Raw genomic sequence first — 18566 nt, forward strand, 5'->3', positions numbered from 1 at the left:
GTTACAGATTGCCATCACCCGGCCGATACGCTCCCCATAAGTCCAATTGTGGGTCGGGGGAGTTGTCGCATGTACCGTTGGTTAGCCGAGAATCTTGGGAATGTCAGCGTCAAACGCAAGCTGGGTATCGGCTTCGGTCTGGTGCTTTTGCTGACGCTGTTGATCACCTTCACCGGCTGGTCCGGCATGAGCGGCATCATCAGCCGGGGCGACAAGCTCGGGTTTATTTCCAGCCTCAATGAGTACAGCAAGGATCTGCGTCTGGCCCGCGTCGACTACGATTCACGCCGTGGCGAACAAGGCCCGGGCGCGGTCAACGACATGCTCGGCAAACTCGACAGCGGCCTGCAAACCGCGCGTACGCTGATCGAACAACCGGCCGACATCGCCATGGTCGACCAGCAACTGGCTGCCGTCGCCGAGTACAAACGTGCTTTCGCCGACATGATCCAGGCGACCACGCACCGCGAAGACGCGCGCAGCAAACTCGGCGCGAATGCCGACAACGCCGTGGCCAAAGTCTCGGAAGTTGAAAAGGGCCTGCTGCAAAGTGAAAGCATCGCGCAATTCAACAGCGTGGTAGACCTGAGCAAGCTGCTGCAACAGGCGCGCTATCAAGTCCGCGGTTACACCTACAGCGGCAAGGCCGATGCCGAGCAACCCGCGCTCGACGCCATCGAAAATGCTTTGAAATCCCTTGAGAGCCTGCCGTCGAAACTGCCGGAACAGTTCGCTGCCAACCTGCAGCAAGCCGCCGAGTCGATGAAGGCCTATCGCGCCGCCGTCGGCCAGTTCCGCGACGCGCAAACCGCCAGCGGTAACGCCGTTGCTCGCATGGCAGCCCAGGGCGATATCCTCCTCGATGCCAGTAAAAAACTGACCATTTCCCAGACCGTGGTGCGTGACACCGACGCCGCACACGCGAAAAACATGCTGATCATCGCCACCCTGCTCGCCATCGCTTTCGGCTTGCTGGCCGCGTGGGCGATCACCCGCCAGATCATCATCCCGCTGAACCAGACCCTGAAAGTCGCCGAGCGCGTGGCCGCGGGCGACCTGACCCACAATCTGGTCTCGCAGCGCCGCGACGAACTCGGCCAACTGCAACGCTCGATGCAGAGCATGACCCAAGGCCTGCGCGAGCTGATCGGCGGGATCAGCGACGGCGTCACCCAGATCGCCAGCGCCGCTGAAGAACTGTCGGCCGTGACTGAGCAAACCAGCGCCGGGGTCAACAATCAGAAGATCGAGACCGACCAGGTCGCCACCGCCATGAACGAAATGGCCGCCACCGTGCAGGAAGTCGCGCGCAACGCCGAGGAAGCCTCCGAAGCCGCCGTCGCCGCTGACCAACAGGCCCGCGAAGGCGACAAAGTCGTTGGCGAAGCCATCGCACAGATCGAGCGTCTGGCGGTTGAAGTCGGTCACTCCACCGAAGCCATGGGCGAGCTCAAGCGCGAAAGCGACAAGATTGGCAGCGTCCTCGACGTGATCAAATCCGTGGCCCAGCAAACCAACCTGCTGGCCCTTAACGCGGCCATCGAAGCAGCGCGTGCCGGTGAAGCCGGACGTGGTTTTGCCGTGGTTGCCGATGAAGTGCGCAGCCTGGCGCAGCGCACGCAGAAGTCCACCGAAGAGATCGAAGAGCTGATCGTCGGCCTGCAAAACGGCACTCAGCAAGTGGCGACGATCATGGACAACAGCCGCACCCTGACCGACAGCAGCGTCGAGCTGACCCGTCGTGCCGGTGGTTCGCTGGAAAGCATTACGCGCACGGTGTCGGCGATTCAGGCGATGAACCAGCAGATTGCGGCGGCGGCCGAGCAGCAGAGCGCGGTGGCGGAGGAGATCAACCGTAGCGTGCTGAATGTGCGGGACGTGTCGGATCAGACGTCGGCGGCGAGTGAAGAAACCGCGGCGTCCAGCGTTGAGCTGGCGCGGTTGGGGACACATCTGCAGATGCTGGTCGGGCGCTTCAAGGTATAAGCCCCACAGATCGTTCCCACGCTCTGCGTGGGAATGCATCCTGTGACGCTCCGCGTCATGCATGAAAGGGACGCGGAGCGTCCCGGGCGGCATTCCCACGCGGAGCGTGGGAACGATCAGTTACTACAAGACCTGACGCAGAAAGGCCTGGGCGCGCGGATCCTTCGGCGCATCAAAGAACTCCGCTGGCGCGGCATCTTCCAGCAGTTTGCCGTGATCGAAGAACAACACGCGATCCGCCACTTCCCGAGCAAAACCCATCTCGTGGGTCACGCAGACCATGGTCATGCCTTCCACGGCCAGGTTCTTCATCACATCCAGCACTTCGCCAACCATTTCCGGATCAAGCGCCGAAGTCGGTTCATCGAACAACATCACCTTCGGCTCCATCGCCAGCGCCCGGGCAATTGCCACGCGCTGTTGCTGACCGCCGGACAGGCGCGACGGAAACTCGTTGGCCTTCTGTGCAATTCCGACCTTTTGCAGCAACTCCATCGCCTTGGCTTCGCGCTCTTTCTTGCCGCGCTTGCGCACGACTTTCTGCGCCAGACAGAGGTTTTCCAGCACGGTCATGTGCGGGAACAGGTTGAAATGCTGAAAGACCATGCCGACTTCGCGGCGGTAGGCGTTGACGTCGGTTTTCGGGTCGGCCAGTTGCAGGCCGTCGATGCTCACCGAGCCCGAGTCAAATTCCTCCAGGCCATTGAGGCAACGCAGGAAGGTCGACTTGCCGGAACCCGACGGGCCGATCACCACCAGCACTTCGCCCTTGGCGACCGTGGTGCTGACGTTATCCACCGCGCGCACCACTTGCCCACGGGTGTCGAAGACTTTTACCAGTTCGCGGACTTCAATCACTTTGCGCGAGCCTCCGCTCAAGCCGGCTGGCGATTTTCGACAGCGGCAGGTTGATCAACAGATACAGGCCGGCGACGCAGAACAGAATTTCGAACGGCGAGAACGAGGTGGTGATGACTTCACGGCCGCTTTTCAGCAGCTCGGTGATGGCGATCACCGACACCAGCGAGGTGTCTTTGACCAGACTGATGAATTGCCCGGCCAGCGGTGGCAGTACGCGTTTCAGCGCTTGCGGCAACACCACATGGCGCATCGACTGACCGGCACTCAGACCAAGCGAGCGTGCCGCTTCGTTCTGGCCACGGGCGATCGATTGCACACCGGAACGAATGATCTCGGCCACATAGGCGCCGGTGAACAGCGACAGCGCAGCGATCCCGGCGAACTCGCGGGAGAGGTTCATCACCGTGCCGATGAAGAAGTAGAAAATGAAGATCTGCACCAACAGCGGCGTGCCGCGTACCAGTTCGACGTAGATGGTCGAGAGGTCGCGCAAGGTCGGGTTGTTCGACAGACGGCACAGGCCGGTGACCAGACCAATGAGCAACCCGAGAATCCCGGACACTACCGACAGCCAAAGCGTCGTCCACAGCCCCCACAACAGCGGCCCTGCCGCCCAATGGCGAGTGACACCCACGACGTCACCTTCGGCCACATCGTCGCCCTGAGCGAATTGCAGGCTGTTCTCGTCGACAGTCAGGTGTTGCTCGTCACCAGCGTCGTTGCGCAGGGTGACCTGCGCGCTGCTGCCCTTGCGCACGAGTTCGGTGACCGTGGAAATGTCAGCGGCGCGCTGGGTTTCTTCGGCCTGATAGGCGAAGTACTGCGGCACACGGTTCCAGCGCCATTCGTAGGACATCAGCGACGTCGCGTAATACAACGCGCCGGCCAGGCCGACCAGCACCAGCACGGTGAGGACGTGCCAGGGCCATTGGGCTTTTTTCTGTTTCATTGCAGGTTCTCGGATGATCGTTCCCACGCTCTGCGTGGGAATGCCGCTCGGGACGCTCTGCGTCCCTGACTGATCGTGACGCGGAGCGTCACAGGATGCGTTCCCACGCAGAGCGTGGGAACGATCAGCGGATGCGCGTTATTCCATGTCCTTGAGCCACTCGGTGCTCTTGAACCACTTGTCATGGATGCGATCGTAGGTGCCGTCTTCGTGGATCTGGTGCAGGAAGTTATTGATGAAGTTGAGGCTGTCGTGATCGCCCTTCTTCAGACCAAACGCCAAAGGCTCGTAGGTGAACGGCTTGTCGAGGAACACCAGTTTGCCGGCGCCGACCTTGGTCACCGCGACCACGTTGTACGGGGCGTCGTAGATGAAGGCGTCAGCCTTGCCGTTGACCACGTCGAGCACGGCTTCTTGCTCGTTGTCATAGCCGTGGTACTTGGCTTTGGAGATCAGCTTCTTGGCAACCATCTCGCCGGTGGTGCCGAGCTTGGAGGTGATGCGGTAGTCAGCGGTGTTCAGGTCTTTATAGGACTTGATGGTGCCTTCCAGCTCTTTGCGGATCAGCAGGGTCTGGCCGACCACGATGAACGGTTCGCTGAAGTTCAGGCGCAGGTTGCGTTCCTGGGTCAGGGTCATGCCGCTGCCGATCATGTCGAACTTGTCGGTCATCAGCGCCGGGATGATGCCGTCGTAGCCGGTGGAAACCAGCTCCAGCTTGACGCCCATGGCTTTGGACATGGCTTTGAGAATGTCGACTTCGAAGCCGATGATTTCGCCGCGCTTGTTGGTCATTTCGAACGGCATGTAGGTCGGATCCATACCGACTTTCAACGTGCCACGCTTGACCGCGTCATCGATTGCGCCAGCCTGCGCCGCATTGGCTGCAACCAGTGCCGTGACGCCGACCAGCAGCATCGACAGATACTTCTTCATCTTCAAGTCCCCAAAACCATTGCGTGTGCGGCGCGAAAAACCGACAGAAACAGGCAAAAAAGCCCGGGCGCGCCAATTCGGGGACGGATGCTAACGCACTCGTCCGTTTGCACAAGGCTTTTTGCCGGGAATTGTTGTTACGGGGAGGGATTAAAAAGCAAAAGATCGCAGCCTCCGGCAGCTCCTACAGGTGTTCACATAATCCTGTAGGAGCTGCCGAAGGCTGCGATCTTTTTATCAGGCCGGTTGCGCTTGCAGGCTCACCGGTTGCAATGGCAACAACGGCGCATGCGGATCGGCTTTCACCGAAGCGCGCCATGCGTCCAGCCACTCAGCGTGACCTTCCGCCCAGACCTGCTCATGCAAACGCGCCAGGGCAACAGGATCGCTCAGCAATTGCAGACGATCATGGTTGTTCAACCCGGCAGGGCCAACCTTCAGCGCGTGACGCACACGTTCCTGACGCAGCCATTCGATCGGTTCGGCCTGACCGTGACGGGAAGTCGCCAGCGAGCACGCCAAAGCGTTCTGCTGCGGATCGACCACCGCGCGGACGAAGCCGTCGTTGAGCGCGTGGTAACGGTTTTCGTGGGTGTACTGATCAGTCGCCAGCAGCGCCTGTGGCGGATTGTATTCCTCAGGGATGAGGAACAGGCTCTCGTCACGGGACTTCAGGCCCAGACCGACACGGCTGGAAATCACCGACACCGGGATCGACAGCATCAGCGAACCGACGATCGGCACCAGCCACCAGAGGAAGCTCGGGTTCAGCCAGATCACCAGCAGCGCCCAGCAGAAACCCAGCAGGGTCTGCGGGCCGTGGCGTTTGACCGCCTCGCTCCAAGGCGTCGAGTCGTCGTCACGTTGCGGCGAGTTCCAGGTCGCGGCCCAGCCGAGGAACGCGGCCAGAACGAAACGCGTGTGGAAAATCATCCGCACCGGCGCCAGCAGCATGGAGAACAACATCTCCAGCAGCATCGACAGGGTCACCTTGAACTTGCCGCCGAACTCTTTCGCGCCTTTGGCCCAGATCAGGATGATGCTCAACAGTTTCGGCAGGAACAGCAGCACGATGGTCGTCGAGAACAGCGCAATCGCCTTGTCCGGGTGCCATTGTGGCCACAGCGGATAGAGCTGACGCGGTTCGAGGAAGTACTGCGGTTCCATCAGCGTGTTCACCGCCAACAGCGCGGTCGACAACACCAGGAAGAAGAACCACAACGGCGCCGACAGGTACGACATCACGCCCGTCAGGAACACCGCGCGGTGCACCGGGTGCATGCCTTTGACCAGGAACAGACGGAAGTTCATCAGGTTGCCGTGGCACCAGCGACGGTCACGCTTGAGTTCGTCGAGCAGGTTCGGTGGCAGTTCTTCGTAGCTGCCCGGCAAGTCGTAGGCAATCCACACGCCCCAACCGGCACGGCGCATCAGCGCGGCTTCAACGAAGTCGTGAGACAGAATCGCACCGGAGAACGCCCCTTTACCTGGCAACGGCGCCAAGGCGCAGTGGTCGATAAACGGCTTCATGCGGATGATCGCGTTGTGACCCCAATAGTGGGATTCACCCAACTGCCAGAAGTGCAGACCGGCGGTAAACAGCGGGCCATATACGCGGGTCGCAAACTGCTGCATGCGCGCATACAGGGTGTCCATGCCCGACGCACGCGGCGCGGTCTGGATGATCCCGGCGTCCGGCGTGGCTTCCATCAAGCGCACCAGACTGGTCAGGCACTCGCCGCTCATCACCGAGTCGGCGTCGAGCACGACCATGTACTTGTAGTCACCGCCCCAACGACGGCAGAAGTCGTCGAGGTTGCCGCTCTTGCGCTTCACCCGACGGCGACGGCGGCGATAGAAGATCTTGCCGAAGCCTTTGGCTTCGCGACAGACGTCCAGCCAGGCCTGTTGCTCGGCGACACAGATATCGGTGTCGTTACTGTCGCTGAGGACGAAGAAGTCGAAGCGATCGAGATCACCGGTAGCCGCGACCGATTCGAACGTAGCACGCAGACCGGCGAATACGCGCGGTACGTCTTCGTTGCAGATCGGCATTACCAACGCGGTACGAGCATCTTTGGCAATCGGCTCGTTGCCGGCGCTTTTGCCGGAGATACGGTATTTATCGTGACCGGTGAGCAACTCGAGGAAGCCCATCAGCGCCGTCCAGAAACCGGCCGACACCCAGCAGAACAGAATCCCGAAGAGAATCAGGATGCTGGTTTGCAGCGCATACGGCAGCACTTGCGTGGCGGTTTGCAGCAGCGGCTGGTGCAGGACTTCGTCGAGATCGACGAACGACCAGCCCTGGTACGGCATGATGCCTTTCATGTACCAGCCAGCGACGATGGTCTGGCCGAGCATCAGCACCAGCAGAATATAGCGACGGATCGAACCAACGGTGCGCCAGCGCGCCGCCGGCAGAACGTTTTCGTCCTTCGGCGGCTGTGGCGGGTTGGTGCGACCGGTCAGACGGCGCCAGCCACGCACCAGAATATTGGTGCGCCACGGCTCCGGAACCACCTTGGTGCGGCGGATCGGCGGGGTGGCCTTGAGGCTGACCCGACCGCTGGCGTCGAGCACCAGCATTTCCGCTTCTTCCAGCTCTTCAGCCGTGCTCAGCGTCAGGCGCTTGCCCACCGAAGCCTGGGCGGCTTCGGCAGGGGCGTCGAACGTCGAAGACGACAGGCGTTCATGCAACTCGCTGAAAGACTGGCAGCCCGCGAGTTCCGCGCGCTGCTCGTCGGTCATCGGCAGATGCGCCAGATACTCGGACAGAGTCTCTGGCTGTACTTGAGAGTTACTCATCGGCAGGCAACTGATAGCTCCAGGTCTCGGTGATGACTTCTTCAGTCGGCGCCGATTCCGGTGTGGCTGGGGCCGCGTCCGCAGCTACAGGCTGCTTGGCGTCTTTGTTGGCCTTGTCCTTGGCATCTGCAGCGGGCTTGGCATCGGCCTGTTGAGCCTGTTTGGCCTCGGCTGCCTTGGCTTCCTTGTCTTCTTTCTCTTGTTGCTTGGCGGCAACCTTGTCGGCCTTGGCCACGGACGAGTTGGACGCCGGTACCGACGACTTGGCCAGATCAGCCGTTACCACCGGCTGAACCAGTGCGGCACGCATCTCGGTCGACTTGCCTGCGTCTTTGATTTTCATCCGCAGGGTCAAGCGCCAGCCCTTGGTTTCCGGGTTGTAGCGGACGCTGTTCTCGACCAGTTCGGCGTTGTCGCCGACGCTGACCTGACTGCGAACGTCAGCGTCCGGGGCCAGGGCCGCCAGCGATGGACCTTCGAAATCGACCAGGTAAGCAACGCTGCCATCCGGCTGACGGATCAGGTTCGATTGCTTGACGTCACCGGTCGAACGCAGAGTCTGCGAGACCCAGGCGCTGTCCGGCGCGTGAATCGCCGCTTCGTCCATCGTCCAGTGCATGCGGTAAGCGAAGTCCAGCGGCTGGCCCGGCTCCGGCATTTTTTCCGGGCTCCAGAACGCAACGATGTTGTCGTTGGTTTCGTCAGCGGTCGGAATCTCTACCAGATCAACGGTACCTTTGCCCCAGTCACCCTTCGGCTCGATCCAGGCGCTTGGACGCTTGTCGTAGCGATCGTCGAGGTCTTCGTAGTGGCTGAAGTCGCGACCACGCTGCAGCAGACCGAAACCACGCAGGTTTTCGACGCTGAAGTTGCTCACGGCCAGGTGTTTAGGGTTGTTCAGCGGACGCCAGATCCACTCGCCGTTGCCGGCATGGATCGACAGACCGCTGGAGTCGTGCAGTTCACGACGATAGTTGAGGACTTTCGACGGCTGGTTGGCGCCGAACAGGAACATGCTGGTCAGCGGTGCGATGCCCAGTTTGCCGACCTTGTCACGCAGGAACATCTGCGCTTTGACGTCGACAATGGTGTCGCTGCCCGGACGCAGGATCAGACGATAGGCACCGGTGGCGCGCGGCGAGTCGAGCAAGGCGAAGATCACCAGATGCTTGTCGCCCGGCTTCGGCTGCTGAATCCAGAACTCGCGGAAACGCGGGAATTCTTCACCAGACGGCAATGCGGTATCGATCGCCAGACCACGGGCCGACAGACCGTAGGTGTGACCCTTGCCGACGACGCGGAAGTAGCTCGCGCCAAGCATGGTCATGATTTCGTCTTGCTTGTCGGCCTTGTTGATCGGGTACAGCACACGGAAACCGGCATAACCCAGTTGTTCAGTGGCCTTAGGATCGAATTTCAGGTCGCCGAAATCGAAGCGGGTCGGATCGTATTTGATCTCTTCGACGGTGTTCGCCGTGATTTCGTTGATTTTGACCGGCGTGTCGAAGTGCATGCCCTGGTGATAGAAGGACAACTTGAACGGGGTCTTCTGATCAGCCCACTCAGCCTTTTCGGTGAGGAAGCGAATTTTTTGATAGTCCGCGAACTTCATGTCGCGGAACTCGTTCGGCAGGTTGCTGCGCGGGGCTTCGAACTTCTGCCCGGCCAGCTCTTTTGCCTTGGCCGATACATCGTCAAGATTGAACGCCCAAAGCTGACCGGCGCTGAGCAGGCACAGGAGCGCCGAGCCCGCTACCAGAGCACTTCGCATGCGTTTGGCAGACAATTTTGCTGCATTACAGGGACTAACAATCACGAGCAACCCTCGCCGAAAACAGATCAATAAACCAACGGCCAGATGAAGTGCCTGTAGGGTTTTCGGCAGTGAAAAACCGACCTTCCAGAACACTCTTGCCAAGTTGGCGAGCATTGTTCCGACTCCGCTGGGGCAAAATGATTCCCCAATCGGCTCCGGACAAGTCTCTACCTAAGTCAAAACGGACCAACGAACGCTGATCCCCGTAGCGCGCGATTATCTAGTAGCCCGCATGACAAAGCATCGGGGGTAACCAAGTATTTATCGCGAAAAATGCCTGTTTTCAGTCGAAACGCCCTTAAAAAGATGTTTCAAGCGCTTTCAGGTCTGTAACAGGAAGGTTACCGGGCCATCATTGACCAGGTGCACCTGCATATCCGCGCCGAATCTACCTGATGCCACAGTGCCATGCATCTGTTTCGCTTTGCCTAATAGATAGTCGAACAATTCCTCGCCCAGGGCCGGAGGTGCTGCGCTGGAAAAACCCGGGCGCAACCCGCTCTTGGTGTCGGCTGCGAGGGTGAACTGAGAGACCAGCAGCAACCCGCCGCCAACATCCGCCAGGGACAAGTTCATCTTGCCCTCGGCGTCGCTGAATACCCGATAGTTAAGCAGCTTATGCAGAAGTTTGTCGGCGCTGGCACGCGTGTCGTCGGGTTCGACCGCCACCAGCACCAGCAAACCTTGATCGACCGCGCCTACCACCTCGCCCGCCACTTCCACCCGCGCGCGACTGACGCGCTGCAAAAGGCCCTTCATGCTTCTTCGGGCGGCAGGTCGAGCAGGCGTCGCGCCATGTTGCCGGCCGCGCGCACCAGTGCATCGGTGATGCCCGGTTCGGAGGCGGCGTGGCCGGCGTCGCGGATCACCTGCAATTCGCTGTTCGGCCAGGCTTGATGCAGTTCCCAGGCATTGTCGAGCGGGCAAATCACGTCATAACGACCGTGAATGATCACGCCCGGCAAATGCGCGATCTTGCCCATGTCGCGAATCAACTGATTCGGCTCAAGGAACGCGTTGTTGGTGAAGTAGTGGCATTCGATCCGTGCAATCGACAGCGCGCGCTGCGGCTCGGAGAAACGATCGACCACCAGCGGGTTCGGCCGCAGGGTCGCGGTGCGCCCTTCCCACGTCGACCAGGCTTTGGCCGCGTGCATCTGCGCAATCTGGTCGTTGCCGATCAGGCGTTTGTGGAAAGCGCTGAGCAGGTCGTCGCGCTCGTCCAGCGGGATCGGCGCGATGTAGTCCTGCCAGTAATCGGGGAACAGACGGCTGGCACCGGCCTGATAGAACCACTCGATTTCCTGCGGACGGCAGAGAAAGATCCCACGCAGGATCAGACCATGAACACGTTCCGGGTGAGTTTGCGCGTAGGCCAGTGCCAGCGTCGAACCCCACGAGCCACCGAACAGCACCCATTTTTCGATGCCCAGATGTTTACGGATGCGCTCAAGGTCGGCGACCAGATCCCAGGTGGTGTTGTTTTCCAGACTGGCGTGCGGCGTGGAGCGACCGCAACCGCGCTGATCGAAAGTGACAATGCGATACAGATTCGGATCGAAATAGCGCCGGCTCTGCGCGTCGCAACCGGCGCCGGGGCCACCGTGAATGAACACAACCGGCAAACCCTCGGGTGAACCGCTTTCGTCGACGTACAGCGTGTGGGTGTCATCGACAGCCAGATCGTGCCGGGCGTGAGGTTTGATCTGCGGAAACAAAGTCTGCATTGCGCGCTCCGTAAGGGGTCGAGGTCATCCCTTGGGGGGACTTCTATTATTCTGCCGTTGGGCATCATAAACCCGATTTACGTCAATGAGCATGCTCCGGAGCCTGATCGTTGATCGTTCCCACGCTCTGCGTGGGAATGCAGCCCGTGACGCTCCGCGTCACTGGACGCGGAGCGTCCCGAGAGGCATTCCCACGCAGAGCGTGGGAACGATCAAAAGATCGCAGCCTTCGGCAGCTCCTACAAGGATGGATCAGCCGGTGTAGTGAGACTTTGCCCAGGCCAGATAGCCCTGCAGCAGTTTCTTGAGCACGACTTGCGTCGGCTCGGCCAGGTCGGCGCGATAGCGGAACGGTTCGAACTCTTCCATGTACGTGCTCTGGCACAACTCCAGTTGCACGGCGTGGATGTTCTCGGCCGGGTTGCCGTAATGCCGGGTGATGTGACCGCCCTTGAAGCGGCCGTTGAGCACATGGCTGTAGTGGCTGTGGCCGGCGCAGATTGCTTCGAGCTGACTGGCCAGTTGCGGATCACAACTGGCGCCGTTGAAGGTGCCGAGGTTGAAGTCCGGCAGCTTGCCGTCGAACAGGTGCGGGATGATCGAACGGATCGAGTGCGCATCGAACAGCAACGCGTAGCCGAACTCGGCCTTCAATCGCGCCAGCTCTTCTTGCAGGGTGCGGTGATACGGCGTCCAGATCTGCTCCAGATACGTCGCGCGTTCTTCCTTCGACGGTTCGTGCCCTTCGCGGAACAACGCAATGCCATCGAACAACGTCGCCGGATACAGCCCGGTGGTCGCCCCGGCGTATAGCGGCTTATCGTCGGACGGTCGATTCAGATCGATGACGAATCGTGAATACTCAGCCGCCAACGTGCTCGCGCCCAGTTCCTCGGCAAAGTCGTACAGCTGCGGAATGTGCCAGTCAGTGTCCGGCAGGCTTTTCGCGTCAGAGATCAACCCGGCTTCCACCGCAGGCGTCAGGCGCACGCCAGCGTGCGGCATGCTGATCAGCAGCGGCACGCGACCTTGTTTGAAGTTCAGAACCTTATCCACAACCGCTCTCCTACAGACTTGATTCGACGCCGTGACGGACGACGCGTTTGTCCAGATCACCACCGAGCCAATAGGCCAGATCCGCCGGACGATCGATGTGCCAGGCGACGAAATCCGCAACCTTGCCGACTTCCAGCGAACCGTGAGTGTCGGCCATGCCCAGTGCTTGCGCGGCATGAATCGTCGCACCGGCCAGGGCTTCTTCCGGGGTCATGCGGAAACAGGTGCAGGCCATGTTCAGCATCAGCCGCAACGACAGCGCCGGCGAAGTGCCGGGGTTGAGGTCGCTGGCAATGGCGATTTTCACCTTGTGCTTGCGCAGGGCGTCCATTGGCGGCAACTGGGTTTCGCGCAGAAAGTAGAACGCGCCCGGCAGCAGCACGGCGACGGTATCGGCTTCGGCCATGGCGATGGCGTCGGCCTCGTCCATGAACTCCAAGTGATCGGCAGACAACGCCTTGTAGCGCGCGGCGAGGCTGGAGCCGTGCAGCGAGGACAATTGTTCGGCGTGCAGCTTTACCGGCAGACCGAGTTGTTGCGCGGCGATAAACACGCGCTCGACCTGCTCCGGCGAGAAGGCCAGGTATTCGCAGAACGCATCCACGGCATCGACCAGACCTTCGGCGGCGAGCGCGGGGAGCATTTCGTTGCAGACCAGATCGATGTAATCGTCCGCGCGATCTTTGTATTCCGGCGGCAGCGCGTGGGCGGCCAGACAGGTGCTGCGCACGCTGATCGGCAGCTGTTTTTCGAGGCGACGGATGACCCGGAGGATTTTGCGTTCGTTGACCAGATCGAGGCCGTAGCCGGATTTCATTTCGACCGTGGTCACGCCGTCGCGCATCAGGCTTTTCAGGCGTTTGGCGGCGCTGGCGAACAGCTCGTCTTCCGTCGCTTCACGCGTCGCGCGCACGGTGCTGGCGATGCCGCCGCCGGACGCAGCGATTTCGGCGTAGCTGACGCCTTGCAGACGCTTTTCAAATTCGCCGCTGCGGTTGCCGCCGAACACCGTGTGCGTGTGGCAGTCGATCAGGCCGGGGGTGACCCACGCGCCTTGCAGATCATTGACCGCCGGGTATTCGCCGGACGGCAGTTGATTGCGCGGGCCGATCCACTCGATGTGCGCACCGGACGTCACGATGGCCGCATCCTCGATGATCGAGTAGACGCCATGCGCCATGGTTGCGACGTGGCAGTGTTGCCAGAGGGTTTTCACTGTTGGCCTCCGTTGGGGTTGGTGATCGTTCCCACGCTCTGCGTGGGAATGCCTCAAGGGACGCTCTGCGTCCAGTGACGCGGAGCGTCACGGGCTGCATTCCCACGCGGAGCGTGGGAACGATCAGTGGGTGGATTACAAACTAGGCAAAAGCTTCGCCGGAACCAGCTCGGTCAGGCAGCGCGAAGCCAACAACTCAGTCGCCGCATTGATATCTGGCGCAAAGAACCGGTCTTTCTCATAAAACGGCACTTCCTTACGCAGAATCGCTCGCGCCTGTTCCAGCTTCGCCGAGGTCTTCAGACCGTTACGCAGATCCAGCCCCTGCACCGCCGCCAGCCATTCCACCGCGAGAATCCCGCGGGTGTTTTCGGCCATTTCCCACAGACGCTTGCCCGCCGCCGGTGCCATGGAAACGTGGTCTTCTTGGTTAGCCGAGGTCGGCAGACTGTCCACCGAATGCGGATGCGACAACGCTTTGTTCTCGCTGGCCAGCGCCGCAGCGGTCACCTGCGCAATCATGAAGCCGGAATTCACGCCGCCATTGGCCACCAGGAACGGCGGCAGTTGCGACATGTGCTTGTCCATCATCAGCGAGATGCGGCGTTCGCTCAGCGAGCCGATTTCGGCAATGGCCAACGCCATGTTGTCAGCGGCCATGGCCACCGGTTCGGCGTGGAAGTTACCGCCAGAGATCACGTCACCTTCAGCGGCAAACACCAACGGGTTATCGGAAACCGCGTTGGCTTCAACCGCCAGCACTTCAGCGGCCTGACGGAACTGGGTCAGGCAGGCGCCCATGACTTGCGGCTGGCAGCGCAGCGAGTACGGATCCTGAACCTTCTCGCAATTCTGATGCGAGTCGGAGACTTCACTGCGCTCACCGAGCAGATCACGATAAGCCGCAGCCGCATCGATCTGACCTTTCTGGCCACGCGCCGCATGAATGCGGGCATCGAACGGCGAACGCGAACCCAATACCGCTTCAACCGTCAGACCGCCGAGCGCCAACGCGCCGGCAAACAAATCTTCACCTTCAAACAACCCACGCAGCGCGAACGCGGTGGAAACCTGAGTACCGTTGAGCAGCGCCAGGCCTTCTTTTGCTGCCAGCGTCAGCGGCGTCAGACCCGCGACTTTCAGCGCTTCAACCGCTTCCATCCACTCGCCTTTGTAGCGCGCCTTGCCCTCGCCCAGCAGCACCAGCGACATGTGCGCCAACGGCGCCAGATCGCCCGACGCACCCACCGAACCTTTCAATGGAATGTGCGGATAAACCTCGGCGTTGATCAACGCGATCAGCGCATCGATCACCACGCGGCGAATGCCGGAGAAACCACGGCTGAGGCTGTTGACCTTGAGCACCATGACCAAACGCACCAACTCATCGCTGATCGGCACGCCAACACCGGCGGCGTGGGACAACACCAGCGAGCGCTGCAGGTTTTCCAGGTCTTCGCTGGCGATGCGCGTCGAGGCCAGCAGGCCGAAACCGGTGTTGATGCCGTAGGCAGTGCGGTTCTCGGCGAGGATCTGCTCGACGCAAGCGACGCTGGCTTCGATCTGCGCCGAGGCGCTGTTGTCGAGCGTCAGCTTGACCGGGTTCTGGTAGACGTCACGCAGTTGGGCCAGGCTCAGTTGGCCGGGAATCAGGTTCAGCGCAGTCATTTAAATGCTCCTTTTGAGAGTTTGTTATTAACTTGCCATTCGCTCCGGAGCATTCCGTTATCCGTCGCTTTCAGCCTTGTGGGCATCCGGCGCCTTGGCACGCTGGCAGGGTAGTTTTTCAATGCAAATTCGATAGAACGTTGTGCAGCAGATTCGGGTTTTTCAACACGCTCGCGGCGGCGGCAATATCCGGGGCGAGCCAGCGATCCTGATCGTAGGCCGGGACGGTTTCACGCAGCAGTCGCCAGGCGACATCGGTGCCGGTGCCGAAGCGTTGTTCCTTGAGGAATTCAAACGCCTGCGCCGCCAGCAGATATTCGATGGCGAGGATCTGCGTGCAGTTTTCCAGCGCGCGATGCAGCTTCAGCGCGGCGTTGGTGCCCATGCTCAAGTGGTCTTCCTGCAGGCCGGAAGTGATGTAGTTGTCGAGCACCGCCGGTTGCGCCAATTGACGGTTTTCCGCGCATAACGACGCAGCGACGTACTGGACGATCATCATCCCGGAGTTCACCCCCGGATTGGCCACCAGAAATGCCGGCAGACCACTGACATGCGGGTTGACCAGACGATCGAGGCGACGCTCGGCGATCGAGCCGATTTCAGCCATGGCAATCGCCAGCAAATCCGCCGCCATCGCCACCGATTGGCCGTGCGGATTGGCTTGCGACATCACCCGGAAATTATCCGGCGTGCCGAGCAGCAACGGGTTGTCGGTGCAGCCGTTGAGTTCGGCTTCGACCTGTTTGATCGCATGGTCGAGTTGATCACGCGCCGCGCCGTGTACTTGCGGGATCGAACGAATGCTCAGCGCATCCTGCGTACGAATGCCTTTGCTCGACGCAATCACTTCACTGCCGTCGAGCAACGCGCGCAAATTGATGCCGACCTGCTGCATACCCGGGTGCGGTTTCAACGCGATGATCTCGGCATCGAAGGCGTCGATCTGACCGCGCTGCGCTTCGAAACTCATCGCACCGATGACGTCGGCCCACTGCACCAGCCGCCTGGCATCGGCAATCGCCAGACAGCTGAGGCCGGTCATGCACGGCGTGCCGTTGACCAGGCACAAACCGTCTTTCGCGCCGAGTTGCACCGGTTGCAGACCTTCTTCGGCCAATGCTTGTTGTGCGGAAATAATCTGCCCGCGATAGCTGACGTTGCCGACGCCGAGCAGCGTGATGCCGATGTGCGCCATGTGCGTCAGATAGCCGACTGACCCTTGCGACGGCACTTGCGGGGTGATGCCACGATTGAGCAGCGCCAGCAGCCCTTCGACGACCCGGCGATGCAGCCCGGATTTGCCGTGGCTGTAGTTGTGAATCGCGGCGCAGATGATCGCGCGGGTCTGCTCGTCGGCGAGTACCGGGCCGACGCCGCAGGCATGGCTGAGCAAAGTGTTGCGCGAGAGCTGGCTGAGTTGTTGGTCTTGCAGGGAAACGTTGGACAAACCGCCCAGACCGGTGTTGACGCCATAGGCGCGCTCGCCACTTTCGACGATGCGCTGAACGATGGCCTGGGCATTTTCGATGCGCGTCCAGGTGTCGCTCGACAGCTCGAGTTGAGCGCCGTGACGGGCGACAGCAACCACGTCCTGCCAACGCAGAGGACTGCCGGTGATAACGATTTTTTCAGCCTGGGACATCTAAAACCTCATACCAATTCTGTTGATGCAGATAACCCTGTGGCGAGGGGATTTATCCCCGTTGGGCTGCGCAGCAGCCCCAAAACCTGCAGCCAGGATGTTTCAGGCACACCGCATGCAGTGTTTGGGGCGGCTTCGCCACCCAACGGGGATAAATCCCCTCGCCACAAGGGCAATCCATTTCAGACTACTGCCGCACGCCGCTGAACGAATCGGTCAACGTACTCATCCGCCGGCGAATGCAGAATCTCGCGTGGCGTGCCGACCTGAATCAACCGCCCATCCTTGAGAATCGCAATGCGGTTACCAATGCGCACCGCCTCATCAAGGTCGTGGGTGATAAACACGATGGTCTTGTGCAACGTCTTTTGCAGCTCGAGCAACTGATCCTGCATCTCCGCGCGGATCAGCGGATCCAGCGCACTGAACGCTTCGTCCATCAGGATGATGTCGGTGTCTGCCGCCAAGGCCCGAGCCAGACCAACACGCTGGCGCATGCCGCCGGAGAGCTGGTGCGGGTATTTGTTTTCGTAGCCCTTCAGGCCCACGGTGTTGATCCAGTGCAGCGCGCGTTCTGCGCACATTTGCTTGCTCTCGCCGCGCACTTTCAAGCCGTAGGCGACGTTGTCGAGTACGGTTTTGTGCGGCAGCAGGCCGAAGCTCTGAAACACCATGCTGATCTTGTGCCGACGAAATTCACGCAGGGCTTCCATGTCGTATTGCAGGATGTCGACGCCGTCGACAAGGATCGCGCCGCTGGTTGGGTCAATCAGCCGGTTGAAGTGACGCACTAACGTCGACTTGCCGGAGCCGGACAGGCCCATGATCACGAAGATCTCGCCAGTACCGATGCTCAACGACAGGTCGTTTACCCCGACCACGCAACCGGTTTCGCTCAGCACCTGATCCTTGGTCTTGCCCTGGCCGACCATGGCCAGCGCATCCTTGGCGCGGTTGCCGAAAATCTTGAAGACGTTTTTGACTTCGATCTTGCTCACGGTTGCGTTGCTCATTTGCTCACCTCATGCCGTGGCCGACCGTACGCCTGAGTAATGCGGTCGATGACCACTGCGAGAATCACGATCGCCAGACCGGCCTCGAGACCACGTCCGACGTTGAGGGTCTGAATCCCCACCAGCACATCTTCACCCAGACCACGGGCGCCGATCATCGAAGCGATCACCACCATCGACAGGGCCATCATGGTGGTCTGGTTGATCCCGGCCATGATGCTCGGCAGGGCCAGCGGCAGTTGCACGCCGAACAGTTGCTGCCAGCGGTTGGCGCCGAACGCGTTGATCGCTTCCATCACTTCGCCGTCAACCTGGCGGATGCCCAGATCAGTCAGGCGAATCAGCGGTGGCGCAGCATAGATAACGGTAGCGAAAATCGCCGGCACCTTGCCCAGGCCGAACAGCATCAGCACCGGAATCAGGTACACGAAACTTGGCATGGTTTGCATGATGTCGAGCAGCGGCATCAGCACCGAACGCAGGCGATTGCTGCGCGCAGAAAGGATCCCCAGCGGGATGCCGATCAGCACCGAAATGATCGTCGCGACCATCATCAGCGCCAGCGTTTGCATGAGTTTGTCCCACAGGCCGACCGCGCCAACGAGGAACAACAAACCGACGATGACCGCAGTGGTCACCACTTTGCGCGTGGCGTGCCAGGCGATCACACCGACGATCGCCAGCATCAGCCACCACGGCGCTGCGCGCAGCATGCCTTCGAGGTTGACGATGGCCCACAGCAGGGTGTCGGAGATATGGCGGAACACATCACCGTAATTGGTGACCAGCGAATCGACCCAACCGTTGACCCAGTCGGCGATGGAAAAGGTAAAGCTCTCGGGAAACATAAGCGGCTCTCAATCAGAAATCTCAATCAAGCGTTTACGG

General features: G+C 60.6%; 14 protein-coding genes. 1 reads left to right on the top strand and 13 read right to left on the bottom strand.

Annotated features, from left to right (window positions below):
- Positions 1-69: 69 nt before the first annotated feature.
- Positions 70-1986: a methyl-accepting chemotaxis protein gene (locus QMX93_RS09245; protein WP_282354934.1), complete on the top strand. Its 1917-nt coding sequence runs from the start codon at positions 70-72 to the stop codon at positions 1984-1986.
- Positions 1987-2109: 123 nt separating this feature from the next.
- On the opposite strand, the gene QMX93_RS09250 is transcribed toward QMX93_RS09245, so the two are convergent.
- The 13 genes from QMX93_RS09250 to QMX93_RS09310 all read right to left on the bottom strand — a co-directional run bounded on the left by QMX93_RS09250 (position 2110) and on the right by QMX93_RS09310 (position 18526).
- Entirely contained in the window at positions 2110-2844 is a 735-nt protein-coding gene (locus QMX93_RS09250) for an amino acid ABC transporter ATP-binding protein (protein ID WP_064117071.1), read from the bottom strand.
- Positions 2837-3796 carry an amino acid ABC transporter permease gene (locus QMX93_RS09255; RefSeq protein WP_053116625.1) on the bottom strand — a complete coding sequence of 320 codons (960 nt, stop codon included), beginning with the start codon at positions 3794-3796 and terminating at the stop codon, positions 2837-2839. Before QMX93_RS09255 ends, QMX93_RS09250 begins: the two co-directional genes overlap by 8 nt.
- 138 nt (positions 3797-3934) lie before the next feature.
- On the bottom strand, positions 3935-4732 hold the full coding sequence (locus QMX93_RS09260; protein WP_282354947.1) for a transporter substrate-binding domain-containing protein: 798 nt from the start codon (positions 4730-4732) through the stop codon (positions 3935-3937).
- Between the two features lie 237 nt (positions 4733-4969).
- Positions 4970-7540 carry a glucans biosynthesis glucosyltransferase MdoH gene (gene mdoH / locus QMX93_RS09265; protein WP_053116624.1) on the bottom strand — a complete coding sequence of 857 codons (2571 nt, stop codon included), beginning with the start codon at positions 7538-7540 and terminating at the stop codon, positions 4970-4972.
- A complete protein-coding gene (locus tag QMX93_RS09270; RefSeq protein WP_178124148.1) occupies positions 7533-9311 on the bottom strand; it encodes a glucan biosynthesis protein G in 1779 nt (592 codons plus the stop codon). Before QMX93_RS09270 ends, mdoH begins: the two co-directional genes overlap by 8 nt.
- A 366-nt stretch (positions 9312-9677) precedes the next feature.
- Positions 9678-10115 carry a D-aminoacyl-tRNA deacylase gene (dtd, locus tag QMX93_RS09275; protein WP_159811605.1) on the bottom strand — a complete coding sequence of 146 codons (438 nt, stop codon included), beginning with the start codon at positions 10113-10115 and terminating at the stop codon, positions 9678-9680.
- On the bottom strand, positions 10112-11083 hold the full coding sequence (gene pip, locus QMX93_RS09280) for a prolyl aminopeptidase (RefSeq protein WP_053116622.1): 972 nt from the start codon (positions 11081-11083) through the stop codon (positions 10112-10114). Before pip ends, dtd begins: the two co-directional genes overlap by 4 nt.
- A 252-nt stretch (positions 11084-11335) precedes the next feature.
- The gene (hutG, locus tag QMX93_RS09285) at positions 11336-12139 is read right to left on the bottom strand and encodes an N-formylglutamate deformylase (RefSeq protein WP_282354961.1); all 804 of its coding nucleotides are present in this window, start codon (positions 12137-12139) and stop codon (positions 11336-11338) included.
- 10 nt (positions 12140-12149) lie between these two features.
- Positions 12150-13355, bottom strand: a complete 1206-nt coding sequence (gene hutI, locus QMX93_RS09290; RefSeq protein WP_282354963.1) for an imidazolonepropionase — start codon at positions 13353-13355, stop codon at positions 12150-12152.
- 135 nt (positions 13356-13490) lie between these two features.
- Positions 13491-15023, bottom strand: coding sequence for a histidine ammonia-lyase (gene hutH, locus QMX93_RS09295; RefSeq protein WP_053116619.1), 1533 nt, complete (start codon positions 15021-15023; stop codon positions 13491-13493).
- Positions 15024-15141: 118 nt separating this feature from the next.
- On the bottom strand, positions 15142-16665 hold the full coding sequence (hutH, locus tag QMX93_RS09300; protein ID WP_282354965.1) for a histidine ammonia-lyase: 1524 nt from the start codon (positions 16663-16665) through the stop codon (positions 15142-15144).
- Positions 16666-16847: 182 nt separating this feature from the next.
- A complete protein-coding gene (locus QMX93_RS09305; RefSeq protein WP_053116617.1) occupies positions 16848-17678 on the bottom strand; it encodes a glycine betaine/L-proline ABC transporter ATP-binding protein in 831 nt (276 codons plus the stop codon).
- Positions 17675-18526 (bottom strand): proline/glycine betaine ABC transporter permease, encoded by an 852-nt coding sequence (locus QMX93_RS09310; protein ID WP_008080600.1) that lies wholly within the window; start codon positions 18524-18526, stop codon positions 17675-17677. Before QMX93_RS09310 ends, QMX93_RS09305 begins: the two co-directional genes overlap by 4 nt.
- Between the last annotated feature and the right edge of the window lie 40 nt (positions 18527-18566).

The sequence above is a fragment of the Pseudomonas sp. PS01303 genome (assembly GCF_029959385.1).
In the GTDB taxonomy this organism is placed as follows: Bacteria; Pseudomonadota; Gammaproteobacteria; order Pseudomonadales; family Pseudomonadaceae; genus Aquipseudomonas; species Aquipseudomonas rustica.

Coding starts and splice junctions, on each gene's coding strand:
- QMX93_RS09245 (WP_282354934.1), top strand. CDS start 70: ATGTACCGTTGGTTAGCCGAGAATCTTGGGAATGTCAGCGTCAAACGC.
- QMX93_RS09255 (WP_053116625.1), bottom strand. CDS start 3,796: ATGAAACAGAAAAAAGCCCAATGGCCCTGGCACGTCCTCACCGTGCTG.
- QMX93_RS09260 (WP_282354947.1), bottom strand. CDS start 4,732: ATGAAGAAGTATCTGTCGATGCTGCTGGTCGGCGTCACGGCACTGGTT.
- mdoH (WP_053116624.1), bottom strand. CDS start 7,540: ATGAGTAACTCTCAAGTACAGCCAGAGACTCTGTCCGAGTATCTGGCG.
- QMX93_RS09270 (WP_178124148.1), bottom strand. CDS start 9,311: ATGCGAAGTGCTCTGGTAGCGGGCTCGGCGCTCCTGTGCCTGCTCAGC.
- dtd (WP_159811605.1), bottom strand. CDS start 10,115: ATGAAGGGCCTTTTGCAGCGCGTCAGTCGCGCGCGGGTGGAAGTGGCG.
- pip (WP_053116622.1), bottom strand. CDS start 11,083: ATGCAGACTTTGTTTCCGCAGATCAAACCTCACGCCCGGCACGATCTG.
- hutH (WP_053116619.1), bottom strand. CDS start 15,023: ATGACTGCGCTGAACCTGATTCCCGGCCAACTGAGCCTGGCCCAACTG.
- hutH (WP_282354965.1), bottom strand. CDS start 16,665: ATGTCCCAGGCTGAAAAAATCGTTATCACCGGCAGTCCTCTGCGTTGG.
- QMX93_RS09305 (WP_053116617.1), bottom strand. CDS start 17,678: ATGAGCAACGCAACCGTGAGCAAGATCGAAGTCAAAAACGTCTTCAAG.
- QMX93_RS09310 (WP_008080600.1), bottom strand. CDS start 18,526: ATGTTTCCCGAGAGCTTTACCTTTTCCATCGCCGACTGGGTCAACGGT.